This is a genomic window from Williamsia maris, from assembly GCF_024171815.1.
GTDB lineage: Bacteria > Actinomycetota > Actinomycetes > Mycobacteriales > Mycobacteriaceae > Williamsia_A > Williamsia_A maris.
The window spans coordinates 681451-694944 of the sequence record NZ_JAMTCJ010000001.1 but is presented as its reverse complement, the minus strand read 5'-3'; the positions used below and the strand labels follow the sequence as shown (position 1 = coordinate 694944).

10 protein-coding genes are annotated in these 13494 nt (G+C 67.6%); 7 read left to right on the top strand and 3 right to left on the bottom strand.

Annotated features, from left to right (window positions below; translation table 11 throughout):
• Window positions 1-77 precede the first annotated feature (77 nt).
• Complete coding sequence (locus tag LX13_RS03230) at window positions 78-1571, top strand: carboxyl transferase domain-containing protein (protein WP_253659853.1); 1494 nt, start codon at window positions 78-80, stop codon at window positions 1569-1571.
• A 28-nt stretch (window positions 1572-1599) separates the two neighbouring features.
• Here LX13_RS03230 and LX13_RS03225 read toward each other — a convergent pair whose 3' ends face one another.
• Together LX13_RS03225 and LX13_RS03220 are read right to left on the bottom strand one after the other, a co-directional pair.
• Window positions 1600-2184 carry an LGFP repeat-containing protein gene (locus tag LX13_RS03225; RefSeq protein ID WP_253659852.1) on the bottom strand — a complete coding sequence of 195 codons (585 nt, stop codon included), beginning with the start codon at window positions 2182-2184 and terminating at the stop codon, window positions 1600-1602.
• A gap of 106 nt (window positions 2185-2290) precedes the next feature.
• Window positions 2291-2854 (bottom strand): LGFP repeat-containing protein, encoded by a 564-nt coding sequence (locus LX13_RS03220; RefSeq protein WP_253659851.1) that lies wholly within the window; start codon window positions 2852-2854, stop codon window positions 2291-2293.
• Between the two features lie 195 nt (window positions 2855-3049).
• On the opposite strand from LX13_RS03220, the gene LX13_RS03215 reads away from it, so the two are divergent.
• The 5 genes from LX13_RS03215 to LX13_RS03195 all read left to right on the top strand — a co-directional run bounded on the left by LX13_RS03215 (window position 3050) and on the right by LX13_RS03195 (window position 11857).
• On the top strand, window positions 3050-4249 hold the full coding sequence (locus LX13_RS03215) for a cytochrome P450 (RefSeq protein ID WP_253659850.1): 1200 nt from the start codon (window positions 3050-3052) through the stop codon (window positions 4247-4249).
• Complete coding sequence (locus LX13_RS03210) at window positions 4246-4440, top strand: ferredoxin (RefSeq protein ID WP_253659849.1); 195 nt, start codon at window positions 4246-4248, stop codon at window positions 4438-4440. Before LX13_RS03215 ends, LX13_RS03210 begins: the two co-directional genes overlap by 4 nt.
• A gap of 110 nt (window positions 4441-4550) precedes the next feature.
• Window positions 4551-6284 (top strand): ABC transporter ATP-binding protein, encoded by a 1734-nt coding sequence (locus LX13_RS03205; RefSeq protein WP_253659848.1) that lies wholly within the window; start codon window positions 4551-4553, stop codon window positions 6282-6284.
• Complete coding sequence (locus tag LX13_RS03200) at window positions 6281-8254, top strand: ABC transporter ATP-binding protein (RefSeq protein ID WP_301300484.1); 1974 nt, start codon at window positions 6281-6283, stop codon at window positions 8252-8254. Before LX13_RS03205 ends, LX13_RS03200 begins: the two co-directional genes overlap by 4 nt.
• Before the next feature lie 207 nt (window positions 8255-8461).
• Window positions 8462-11857 (top strand): DEAD/DEAH box helicase, encoded by a 3396-nt coding sequence (locus LX13_RS03195; RefSeq protein WP_308214703.1) that lies wholly within the window; start codon window positions 8462-8464, stop codon window positions 11855-11857.
• Between the two features lie 9 nt (window positions 11858-11866).
• On the opposite strand, the gene LX13_RS03190 is transcribed toward LX13_RS03195, so the two are convergent.
• Window positions 11867-12121 (bottom strand): WhiB family transcriptional regulator, encoded by a 255-nt coding sequence (locus tag LX13_RS03190; protein ID WP_253659847.1) that lies wholly within the window; start codon window positions 12119-12121, stop codon window positions 11867-11869.
• A gap of 366 nt (window positions 12122-12487) precedes the next feature.
• On the opposite strand from LX13_RS03190, the gene LX13_RS03185 reads away from it, so the two are divergent.
• The gene (locus LX13_RS03185) at window positions 12488-13492 is read left to right on the top strand and encodes an aldo/keto reductase family protein (RefSeq protein ID WP_253659846.1); all 1005 of its coding nucleotides are present in this window, start codon (window positions 12488-12490) and stop codon (window positions 13490-13492) included.
• Window positions 13493-13494: the final 2 nt, after the last annotated feature.

The following is a 13494-nucleotide window of genomic DNA, read 5'->3' as shown; positions in this document are numbered from 1 at the left end:
GACACCGTCGGTCACACCGCCCCGCCATCGACCCGCAGGTCGGTGGCGGGGCGGTCCGCGTTTGCGATGATGATCCGATGACACGACGCAGCGCGGTCGAGGTACGCGATCTCATCGTCGATCCCGGCAGCTGGGTGAGCTGGGACGAGCCGATCACGGCGCGCCCATCCGACGCCGGCTACGCCGATGACCTCCGCGCTGCCCGCGAGAAGACCGGTCTCGACGAGTCGTTGATGACCGGCGCGGCCACCGTCCGCGGACATCGGGTTGCCCTGGTGGTCAGCGAGTTCGGCTTCCTCGCGGGATCGATCGGCGCAGACGCCGGCACCCGGATGACCGCCGCCATCAGGCGGGCCACCGCCGAGGGCCGAGCGCTGGTCGCGCTCCCGGCGTCCGGGGGCACCCGGATGCAGGAGGGGACGGCGGCGTTCCTGCAGATGGTCGGCATCACCGCCGCGGTCGTCGAACACAAGGCCGCGCACCTGCCGTATCTGGTCTACCTCCGACACCCCACCACCGGTGGCGTGTTCGCGTCCTGGGGATCGCTCGGGCACGTGACGCTCGCCGAACCCGGCGCCCTCATCGGCTTCCTCGGACCCCGCGTCTACGAGGGGCTCTACGGCGAGGCGTTCCCCGAGGGGGTCCAGCAGGCCGAGAACCTGCGGGTGCAGGGGCTGGTCGACATCGTGACGCCGGTGGACAACCTCGCGGAGTTCGTCGATGCGATCCTGCGGGTGCATCGCGCCGGCATCGAACCCGCCGAGATCGACACGGCGACAATCACATCGGCCTCCGAAACCCCGACGACAGCCGCGACGACCTGGGACGCGGTGATCGCCTCCCGCCGCGAGGACCGTCCCGGGGTGCGTGATCTCGTCCGGGCGGTGGCCGACGACGTGGTGAACCTCAGCGGCACCGGCGAAGGCGAGAGCGATCGCGGCCTGCTGGTCGCGATGGTCCGACTCGGTGGCCGGGGAGTGGTCGTCATCGGTCAGGATCGCCGACTGCAGAAGCCCGGGTCGTTGCTGGGTCCGTCGGCCCTACGCGTCGCGCGACGTGGCATGCAACTCGCGGCCGATCTCGACATCCCTCTCGTCACGGTCATCGACACCCCCGGTGGCGAACTCTCGAAGGACGCCGAGGAGGGCGGTCTGGCGGGCGAGATCGCCCGGTGCCTGGCCGATCTCATCGCTCTGCCCGTGCCGACGGTGTCGGTGCTGCTCGGGGAGGGTGCCGGCGGGGCGGCGCTGGCGTTGATGCCGGCCGACCGGGTGGTCGCCGCGGCGAACGCATGGCTGTCGCCGTTGCCGCCCGAGGGGGCGAGCCTCATCGTCCACCGCGACACAGACCATGCGCCGGAGATGGCGCAGGGGCAGGGGATCGGTGCGGCGGCGCTGTTCGAGCGCGGGTTCGTCGATGTCGTCGTCGACGAGAAGCCCGATGCCGCAGACGAACCCGAGTCGTTCTGTGTTCGCGTGGGTGCGGCGGTCGTCGCCGCGCTCGGGGAGATCGAACGACGCGACGCGGCGGAGGTGATCAGGTCACGAACCGAACGCTTCGGCCGCCCGTAGACGACCGAAGCGTCCGATCATGGGGTGATCAGGGCCAGACGACCCTGCCCTTCTGGAAGTCCTGACGGAACTGGTTGCCCACCTTGTACTCGTCACCGACCGGGAGACCGAGCTTGTCCGGGCCACCCGCCGCTGCGTACTTGTTCAGGATCTGGCCCCACACGATGTGCGTTCCGGTGTTGGCGCCGTAGTACACGTTGCCGCCCTGCAGGAACTGCTTACGGCCTGTCCCCGCCGCGAGTTCGTCGCTGACCGGGTACTTCAACGGGCCGCGCTCGTAGCCCTGACCGTTGGTCTTCGTGTTCGACCACAGCGCACGGATGGCCCCACCGATCTGATGGGCGACACCGCCGGAGACATCGGCCTTCCAGTAGAACGACGTGTTGTCGAACCGCTGGAACCGGCCGCCGTACGCAGCGGCGGCTTCGTTCATCGTCGGGTTGCCCCACGTGTCGACGCCACCGGTGGCCTCGAAGGCCTCCAGGATGCGGCCGCCGACGCTGAACTCACCGAAATCCTTGTCGGCGCTGGCCACGCCCACCTGGGTGGAACCGAGCATCGCCACGGCCATCGCGGCCACCGCGACCGCTGTCATGCGTTCTTTGATGCGCATATGTAGTCACCTTCATGTCGTCGAGTCCGTATGAGGGTACGAAACGAAAACTTCGGCCACCTGCGATGGGTGGCCGAAGCGTTCGATACGTCAGTGCGGGTCAGGGTCAGGGGAAGACGAGAACGCCACCCTGGAAGTTCTGGGCGAAGTTCCTACCGACTCGGTACTCGTTGCTCACGGGCATGCCGAGCTTCCCGAGCGGGCCCTTGGCGGCGGCATACTTGTTGAGGATCCCGCCCCACACCGTGAAGGTCTTGGTGGTGGTGCCGCTATAGACGTTGCCGCCCTGGAAGAACTGCTTGACGCCCTTCTCCGGGATGGCGATCGGGTTGGAGGTGGGGTACTTCAGAACCCCACGCTCCCACTGGAGCGTTCCGTACTTGGTGAAGATCGCGCCGCTGACCGGGTGTGCGACGCCGGCGGACACGGACGCCTTCCAGTAGAAGTGGGTGTTGTCCTTCTCAAAGGTCTGGAAGCGTCCACCCAGGGCGGGTCGCTCGTCGCCGGTGGCCTCGCCCCACGTCGGTTCGCCGCCGGTGGCCTTGTAGGCCTCCAGGATGCGTCCGCCGATGGTGAATTCGCCGGACGGCTCATCGGCACTCGCGATGCTCGTCACCTGCGTCGATGCGAGCACGGTGAAGGCCATTGCGGCCACCGCAGCTGCTGTCACGCGTTGTTTGATGCGCATTGAAATCACGTCACTTTCCTCGTAGTCGGGCCACCGACCCGAGATCGATTGTTCGCGATAGCAACTGTTTGCACAATCGTACGAGGAGGCGAATGTAGGAAATGCAATGTGTTCGTTGCACAACCGACGGCTGCCGAGTAGATATAGTTGGTGAGCGCAATTAATTAGGGAGGCTACATGTCCGAGGTTCGCGAGTATCCGATGGCCCGCACGTGTCCGTTCGACCCGCCGGCACAGCAGACCGAAGACGGTCCGGTGTCGAGGGTGCGAATCGAGACCGGGGCGACAGCCTGGCTGGTCACGGGGTATCAGGAGCAGCGTGAAGCGCTCGTGGATCCGCGGCTGAGCTCGGACTTCCGCCGCGAGGGCTACCCCTCGCGCATCACCACCAAGGCCAGGACGCGGTCGTTCATCTCCATGGACAACCCGGAGCACCAGCGACAGCGACGGATGCTCATCAAGTACTTCACGGTCAAGCGCATCGAGTCCATGCGTCCGGCCATCCAGAAGGTCGTCGACGGTCTCCTCGACGAGATGCTGGCCGGGCCGGGATCGGCCGATCTGGTGTCGCAGTTCGCGCTGCCGTTGCCGTCGCTGGTGATCTGCGACCTCCTCGGCGTGCCCTACGCCGACCACGACTTCTTCCAGCGGTGCAGCAGTGTGCAGCTGACGATGTCGGCACCGATGGCCGATCGCGAGGCTGCCCGCGACGCGCTCAACGGGTACCTGCTGAACCTGGTCGAGTCCGCGGTCGACAACCCCGGCGACGATCTCATCGGCGACCTCGTCACCAACCAGGTGCGGCCCGGTCACCTGACCGCCGCAGAGGTGGCGGACATGTGCAGCCTGCTGCTGATCGCCGGTCACGAGACCACCGCGAACATGATCGCCCTCGGCACCCTGGCGCTGCTGCGCCATCCCGATCAGCTGGCCGAACTGCGCGAGTCCGACGACCCGGCGCTGATGGCGTCGGCGGTCGAGGAACTGCTGCGATACCTGACGATCGTCCATCAGGGGCTGCGTCGTGTGGCCGTCGAGGACATCGAGATCGGGGGAGCCCAGGTGGCCGCGGGCGATGGGGTCATCATCTCCGCCGACGCCGGTAACCGCGCCCCCGATGCGTTCGACGGCGATCCCGACGAGCTCGACATCCACCGCTCGGCCCGCCATCACGTCGCCTTCGGGTTCGGCATCCACCAGTGCCTCGGCCAGGCGCTGGCCCGACTCGAACTCGACATCGCCTACACCAGCCTGTTCCGTCGGGTGCCGACGCTCGCCGTGGACGCGTCCCTCGACGAGATCGACTTCAAGGACGACATGTTCGTCTACGGCGTACGGGCGCTGCCGATCACCTGGACCGTCGGGGACGAGCGATGAGCATCGAGATCGATCGCGACACCTGTGTGGGCGCCGGGCAGTGCGTGCTGGCCGCGCCGGATGTCTTCGACCAGACCGAGGACGAGGGCATCTCGTTCGTGCGACCCGATGCGCCGGAGGGCCGAAGCGCCGAGATCGCCAATGCCGTCGACCGCTGCCCGGCCCGCGCGATCGCACTGGTCGAGGGGTGAATCGGACATCGCTCCGCCCAGCGGAAAACGACGCGCCACGGCATCCTCGGCGTTGGTAGCGTCGTCCGGGTGAATCCTGACCGACCGCACTGTTCCGGGCCGCGCGCCCGATGCTGATCCGCCTGTTGCGCACATACCTGCGTGCCTACAGCCGTGAGCTGACCGCGGTCGTCGCCCTGCAGTTCGTGGCCACCCTGGCGATGCTCTACCTCCCGACCCTCAACGCCGACATCATCGACAAGGGCATCGCCCGCGGCGACACCGACTACATCGTCGACATCGGCATGTGGATGCTGGGCATCTCGCTGGTTCAGGTCCTGTGCAGCATCGCGTCGAGCTACTTCGGTGCGCGGGCATCGCTGGGTGCCGGCCGCGACATCCGCCGCGACCTGATGCACCGCGTCGGCACGTTCTCCGCCCGCGAGGTGGGAAAGTTCGGCGCCCCGTCGCTGATCACCCGCACCACCAACGACGTCCAGCAGGTGCAAATGCTCGGCGTCATGGCCTGCACGATCCTGGTCACCGCGCCCATCATGTGCATCGGCGGCATCGTCATGGGTCTGCACGTGGGCAGCAGTCTGGCCATCGTCCTCATCATCGCGGTGCCGGTGCTGGGCGGGTCGATGGCCGTCATCATCGCGAAGATGATCCCGGGCTTCCGCGCCATGCAGGAGCGCATCGACGCCGTGAACCGCGTGCTGCGCGAACAGATCACCGGGATCCGAGTCGTGCGGGCGTTCGTCCGGGAACCCTACGAGCGCAAGCGTTTCGCCGCCGCCAACGACGACCTCACCGCCGCCGCCCTGCGGGTCGGGCGGCTGATGGCGCTGATGCTGCCGGTGGTCACGGTCATCACGAACCTCACGATGGTCGCCATCGTCTGGTACGGCGGTTATCGGATCTCTGCGGGCGCGGTCGAGATCGGCGCACTGACCGCGATGATCAGCTACGTCATGCAGATCATGATGGCGGTGATGATGGCGTCGTTCCTCGCCATGATGGCGCCCCGCGCGGCGGTCTGCGCCGAGCGCATCACCGACGTCCTCGAGACCGAGACCTCGGTCGTGCCCGCAACCGAGACGAAGACCTTCGCCGGGGACCCCGGGTCGGTCGAGTTCCGATCCGCCCAGTTCCACTACCCGGGCGCCGAACAGCCGGTGCTGTGCGACATCTCGCTGTCCGCCCGAGCCGGGACCACCACCGCGGTCGTCGGCTCGACCGGTGCGGGCAAGACCACGCTGCTCGGACTCATCCCGCGCCTCATCGACGTCACCGACGGCTCGGTGGTCGTCGGCGGAACCGATGTGCGGTCCCTCGATCCGGACGTGTTGCGCAGCGCGATCGGCCTGGTCCCGCAGAAGCCGTACCTGTTCTCCGGCACCATCGCGACCAACATGCGCTACGGCAAGGCCGACGCCACCGACGACGAGATCTGGGAGGCGCTGACCATCGCGCAGGCCGCCGATTTCGTCCGCGACATGCCCGACGGTCTCGACACCGCGGTGGCCCAGGGCGGCACGACCGTCTCCGGCGGGCAACGCCAACGCCTCGCGATCGCCCGCGCGGTGATCCGTCGTCCCGACATCTACCTGTTCGACGACTCGTTCTCCGCACTCGACCTGACCACCGACGCCCGGTTGCGGGCCGCGCTCAAGCCGGTCACCCGCGACGCGTGCGTCATCATCGTCGCCCAACGCATCTCGACCATCATCGACGCCGACTCGATCGTCGTGCTGGAGCACGGGCGCGTGGTCGGTACCGGCACACACGACGAGCTGCTCGACAGCTGCTCCACCTACGCCGAGATCGTCGAATCCCAACTGTCGGTGGAGCAGGCCCGATGACCCGGCCCGGTGCCGGCGTCGGCGGCCCTCGCGGCGGACCGATGATGGGCGGTGTCCCCGGCGAGAAGGCGCGGTCGTTCAAACCGTCGGTCAAGCGGCTGCTCAGACTGCTTGCCGCGCGTCGGCTCTCACTGTCGGTGGTGGTCGTCTCGGCGATGGGTTCGGTGGTGCTCACCGCGCTGTCGCCGCGGATCCTCGGCCACGCCACCGACCTCATCTTCTCCGGCGTCATCGGGGCGCAGCTGCCCGACGGCCTCACCAAGGCACAGGCGGTGAACCGTCTTCGCGAGAACGGCAACGGCACGTTCGCCGACCTGGTCTCGTCGATGGACGTCGTGCCCGGGCGCGGGGTCGATTTCGGCGCCGTCGGCCAGACCCTGACCGTGGTCCTGATCCTCTACCTCGGCGCCGCGGTGCTCATCTGGTTGATGAGCCAGCTGCTCAACATCACCGTGCAGGGAACCGTGCGGGAGCTGCGCAGCGAGGTCGAGGACAAGATCCACCGACTCCCGTTGCGCTACTTCGACACCACGCCGCGCGGCGAGCTGCTGAGCCGCGTCACCAACGACATCGACAACGTGTCGCAGTCGTTGCAGCAGACCATCTCCCAGCTGCTCAACTCGCTGCTCATGGTGGTCGCGATTTTGGTGATGATGCTCGTCATCTCGCCGCTGCTGGCGTTGATCGCACTGGTCACCGTGCCGCTGGCGATCCTCGCGACGACGATGGTGGCCAAACGGTCCAAGCCGCACTTCATGGCGCAGTGGAAGAGCACCGGCGCCCTCAACGCGCAGGTCGAGGAGGCCTTCACCGGCCACGAGCTCATCAAGGTGTTCGGGCGTCAGGAGGAGGTCGAGGAACGCTTCGACAACCGCAACGAGGCGCTCTACCAGTCGAGTTGGCGTGCCCAGTTCATCTCCGGGATCATCATGCCCGCCATCATGTTCCTCGGGAACCTGAACTACGTCGCGATCGCCGTCGTCGGCGGGCTGCGGGTGGCGTCGGGTCAGCTGAGCCTCGGCGAGGTGCAGGCGTTCGTGCAGTACTCACGGCAGTTCACCCAGCCGCTCACCCAGATCGGGTCGATGTTCAACCTGATGCAGAGCGGTGTCGCGTCGGCCGAGCGCATCTTCGACATCCTCGACGAGGACGACGAGACCCCCGATCCGAAGACGCCGGTCTCACCCGAGGTCGTCGGCGGTGGGCCGTCGGGCGCAGTTGTCTTCGACGACATCTCGTTCCGCTACCGCGACGATCAGCCGCTCATCGATCAGCTGACACTGGCCGCCGAGCCCGGACACATGGTGGCGATCGTCGGACCCACCGGCGCGGGCAAGACCACCGTCGTCAACCTGCTGATGCGGTTCTACGACGTCGACTCGGGCGCGATCACCGTCGACGGTGTCGACACACGGTCGATGACGCGCGCCGACCTGCGGAGCCGGACCGGCATGGTGCTGCAGGACTCGTGGCTGTTCGGCGGGACCATCCGCGACAACATCGCCTACGGCGATCCGTCCGCGAGCGAGGAGGCCATCCTCGAGGCCGCCCGCGTCAGTCACGTCGACCACTTCGTGTCGATCCTCCCCGACGGCTACGACACCGTCATCGACGAGGAGGGCGGCGGCGTGAGCGCGGGCGAGAAGCAGCTCATCACGATCGCGCGCGCGTTCCTCGCACAGCCGACCGTTTTGATCCTGGACGAGGCGACCAGTTCGGTCGACACCCGCACCGAACTGTTGATCCAGAAGGCGATGCAGGCGTTGCGCGCCGACCGCACGAGTTTCGTCATCGCCCACCGGTTGTCGACCGTCCGCGACGCCGACACCATCCTGGTGATGGAGAGCGGCAAGATCGTCGAGCAGGGGTCGCACGACGAGCTGCTCACCGCCCGCGGGGCGTACTACCGGCTCTACAACAGTCAGTTCGTGGGACCGATCGACGACGAGGAGATGTCGCCCGTCCGCTGACCGCCGCCGAGCGTGCCGAACCGACGCGCCGAGCGTGCCGAAACGACCCGCCGATCGTGCCGAAACTGCTCGCCGACCGTGCCAAAATCACCCGCCGATCGTGCCTGAGCCGCGCTCCGCCGGGGGATGCGACCGCATCTGTGGACAGCGCAGACTGACCGGAATCGCCGCCGACCGACAGTCGGTCTGCGCCGTTAGGCTCACCCCGTGCTGACACCGACACCCGAGATCCGCCCGGACGACCTGGGCCGATTCTTCGACAGTGGCACCCTGTCGCGCGCCCGGGTCTACGCCAACCGCGGCATGGTGGTGCGCTCTGATCTCGACACGAGCGGTCGGGTGCTCACCGGGACCTGCCGAGGCAACGGCACGCGTCCGTACGCGGTGCGGGTGGAGTTCACCGACGGCGCGGCTGGATGGGAGATCGACTGGACTTCTTGCACGTGCCCGGTGGGCGAGTTCTGCAAACACGCGGCGGCGCTGGTCCTGATCGCGGCGCCACCCCGATTGCACGTCGTCCCGACCGACCCCTGGGTGACGGTCGAACCCTGGGAGTCGATCCTCTCCGACGTCATCGCCGAATCGGCGCCCTCACCGACCGCGGGCCTGCCGATCGCCGTGCAGTTCGCCCTCACCCGGGCGCCGTCGCGCCACCAGTCCGGCGAGTGGATGACCCTGCGCCCACTGACGCTCGGCAAGCGCGGGACGTGGATCCGATCGGGCCTGACATGGCGGCACCTCGAGTTCAACGCGCAGTCCGCCGAATACGACGCCGACCAGTACGCCGCGCTCCGCGAGATCTCACTCGAGTTCCGCCGCGCGCACCCCTACGCCCAGTCCGACGAGCTCGCGCTGTCGACGGCGCCGGCCGGCATCTGGCGTCTGCTCTCCGACGCTCGGACGGCCGGTGTCGCGTTGATCGCCCACCCGTCGACGTCTGCCGACGAGATCGCGATCGCCCGAACCGCGACCCTCCGACTCGACGTCGGCCAGGACGGTGCCGATGGCGACGCCCACCTCACGGTCACGCTCGAGGTCGACGACCGACACTGGGACGCCGACGACACGCACCTCGTCGGATCGCCGAATCCCCATGGCGCCCATCGCACCGATGGTCGCGTCCTGACGTTGGCGCCGCTCGATCCCCGGCCCGGGCGCTCGCTCGCCCAGTTGTTCGGCGCCGTCGGCGGACTCGCCGTCCCGGCACACGCCGTCGGGCGGTTCGCCGACGAATTCCTCCCGCGCCTGACCTCGGCGATCCCGGTGCGCGTCGCGGAGGGCTCGTTCACCCCGCCCGACATCGACGGTCCGCGCGCCGTGCTCAGCATCGACATCGACGACACCGGCGTCGGGCACGCGTGGTGGAGCGTTCGCTATCTCGTCAACGACCAGGGCCACGATTTCGACCCGGCCGTGCCGATGCTCACGGCCGGGTTCCGACGAGCCGCGGCCGAGATCACGCTGTGGGATGCTCTCGCCCCGGTGCTGCGGTCGGTCGCCGCGTCGGCGGGCACCTGGAAGAATCAGGCCTGCGATCACGTCCGCACGCGGATGCGGCACGGGTTCGACATCTCGCTCGCCGACGAGGTCGGTCGGATCCTGGCCGCGAGGTCCGTCGCCGACGCAGCGGTCGTCAGCTCGCCGCCGACGTTGCTGGCCGGAGTGCGCCTCACCGCGTTGGAGACCGCCCGCCTCTGTGTCGAGCTGCTACCCGAACTCGTCGCCGCACATCCGGAGCTGATCGTGGCGGTCGACGCCCGCGCATCGGATTTCGCTGCTGCGCAAAGTGATCCGCTCGTGGGCTTCTCGCTGTCCGAGGACGACGCGACCGACCTCGAGGCCGGGGGATCGCCGAACGACTGGTTCGATCTGCACGTCACCGTCAACGTCGACGACCACCGCGTGCCGATCGCCGATGTGTTCACCGAGCTCGCCGACGGTGCGACGCACATGCTGCTCCCGTCCGGGGTGTACTTCCCGCTCGACTCCCCGGAGTTCAGTCGTATCGGTGAGTTGATGGCCGAGGGACGCTCGCTGGGCGAGATCGAGTCCGGTCGGGTCCGTGCCGCGTCCGGGAACGTCACCCTGTGGGAGGAACTGCTCTCGCTCGGTGTGGTGGACGAGCAGACGCAGGCCTGGCGCGAGCGGATGGCGCGACTGAGTTCGGCACGCCCACAACACCGCGTCACCCCGCCGGACATGCTGCAGGCAACACTGCGCGGCTACCAGCAGGAGGGGCTCGATTGGCTCAGTTTCCTGTGGGACAACGGACTCGGCGGCATCCTGGCCGACGACATGGGGCTCGGCAAGACCGTCCAGACCCTCGCCGTCATCGCCCGGATCGTCGAGAGTGGCTCCGAGGGAAAATTCCTGGTCGTCGCACCGACCAGCGTCGTCGGCAACTGGGTCACCGAGTGTCTCAAGTTTGTCCCGGAACTCACCGCCGTGGCCATCACCGCGACTCAGTCGCGTAGCCGCATTCCGCTGGCGCACTCGGTCGCGCAGGCCGACATCGTGGTCACGTCCTACGCGCTGATGCGCATCGACATCGAGGCGTACGACGAGATCGACTGGGCCGGCGTCATCTTCGACGAGGCGCAGTTCGTCAAGAACCACAACTCCAAGGGCCACCAGTGCGCACGCCGTCTCCGTGCGCCGTTCAAGCTCGCGATCACCGGTACACCCATGGAGAACAACCTCATGGAACTGTGGTCGCTGCTGTCGATCACGGCGCCGGGCCTGTTCCCCCGGCCGCAGCCGTTCACCGACTACTTCCGTAAGCCCATCGAGAGCGGACACCACCCCGAGCGGCTTGCCGTGCTGCGTCGTCGGATCAAGCCGATGATGCTGCGACGCAAGAAGGAGCAGGTCGCCGCGGATCTTCCCGGTAAGCAGGAGCAGGTGCTCGCGGTGCAGTTGTCGCCGAAACACCGGCGGGCCTACGACACCCGTCTCGCCCGCGAACGACAGAAGGTCCTCGGCCTGCTCGGCGACTGGGAGAAGAACCGGTTCGCCATCTTCCGGTCGCTGACCATGCTGCGGCAGATGAGTCTGCACGCCGGTCTCGTCGACGAGTCGATGCGCGACATCGCGTCGGCGAAGGTGGACTTCCTGCTCGAGCAGTTGCCCGAACTCATCGCCGAGGGGCACAGCTCGCTGGTGTTCAGCCAGTTCACCGGGTTCCTGGCCATGATCCGTGCCGAACTGGACGCCGCCGGCATCGCCTACAGCTATCTCGACGGATCGATGACGGCGCAGGCCCGCGCCGCCGAGGTCGCGAGTTTCGGGGCGGGCGCGACCCAGGTGTTCCTGATCAGCCTCAAGGCGGGTGGCTTCGGACTCAACCTCACCGAGGCCGACTACTGCTTCATCTGCGACCCGTGGTGGAACCCCGCAGCCGAGGCCCAGGCCGTCGACCGCGCGCACCGCATCGGCCAGACCCGCCCGGTGACCGTCTACCGCCTGGTGTCGGCGGACACCATCGAGGAGAAAGTCGTTGCCCTGCAGGACCGCAAGCGTGAGCTGTTCAGCGCCGTCATCGACGAGGGCGACGAGTTCGGTACCGCGATCGCGGCAGCGGACATCCGTGCACTCCTCGAGTAGGCGCGAAACTCAGGCGTTGCCCGGAGGTCGCCCGCGTGCGCGCTTGTGACCCACCACCCGGCCGTTGGAGAAGATCTCGCCACCCCACACCCCGTGGGGTTCGCGGCGCTCGCGTGCCCCGGCCAGACACTGGTCCATGACCGGGCACGTCCGGCACAGCGATTGCGCACGCTGGAGGGCACGCGGGCTCTCGTCGAACCACCAATCTGCGTTCGCCGACAGACAGGGGAGACGGTTCGTCGTCGCGTGGAGTGTCGGGTTCATGACGCCATAGTCCAATGTGAACCGCACTCGAGGTCAAGGGTTTCCGCCACATGAGGTGCAAATATCGGTCAAAGGTACGAGTCCGTGTCGGCCGAACGTACTACCCCCGAACGTGCCGTAACCGCCCGCCGAACGTGCCGAAACGACCCGCCGAACGTGCCCTAACCACCCGCCGAACGTGCCGTCAGAAGAACCCGCCCGTGTCGCCGCCACCGAAGTCGTTACCGAAGTCGTCGTTGTGCCCACGTCCTGGGTGGCGGTCATCCCGCGTTTCGGCGACCCCGTCGGCCGCGGGCCTACAGTCGAGGGAGGGGATGCGCTCGAGCGCTCCCGCACGAAGTGACGCGAACGGAAGGCACGCACCCCATGGCTTACAGGTACCTCGGCAACAGCGGTCTCAAGATCTCGGAGATCACGTACGGCAACTGGCTGACCCACGGCTCGCAGGTGGAGAACGACATCGCCGAGAAGTGCGTGCACGCTGCCCTCGAGGCCGGCATCACCACCTTCGACACCGCCGACGTCTACGCCAACGGCGCCGCCGAGACCGTGTTGGGCAAGGCTCTTGCGAGCGAGCGCCGCGAGGGTCTGGAGATCTTCACGAAGGTCTACTTCCCGGTCGGCAAGCTCGGCCCCAACGACACCGGCCTGTCGCGCAAGCACATCAGCGAGGGCATCAACGCCTCGCTGAAGCGTCTCGGTACCGACTACGTCGACCTCTACCAGGCGCATCGCTACGACCACGAGACCCCGTTGGAGGAGACGATCCAGGCGTTCGCCGACGTCGTCCGTTCGGGCAAGGCGCTCTACATCGGGGTGTCGGAGTGGACCGCCGAGCAGCTGCAGGAGGGCCAGATCCTCGCCCGCGACGCAGGCTTCTCGATCATCTCCAACCAGCCGCAGTACTCCGCGCTCTGGCGCGTCATCGAGGAGAAGGTCGTCCCGACCTCGAAGGAGCTCGGTATCTCGCAGATCGTGTGGTCGCCGATCGCCCAGGGCGTGCTCACCGGCAAGTACAAGCCGGGGGAGGCGCCGCCGGCCGGGTCGCGCGCCACCGACGACAAGGGCGGCGACGAGATGATCAAGCGCTACCTCGACGACGAGGTCCTCACCAACGTGGCGAAGTTGCAGCCCATCGCCGACGGCCTTGGCATCAAGATGTCGCAGCTCGCCATCGCGTGGGTGTTGGCCAACGACAATATCGCCGCCGCACTCGTCGGTGCGTCCCGCCCCGAGCAGATCACCGAGAACGTCAAGGCCTCGGAGGTCACCCTCGACGCCGACGTGCTCAAGCAGATCGACGAGGCGTTGGGCAGCAGCATCATTCGCGACGCATCGCTCACCAAGAGCCCTGAGAAGCGCATCGTCTAGAT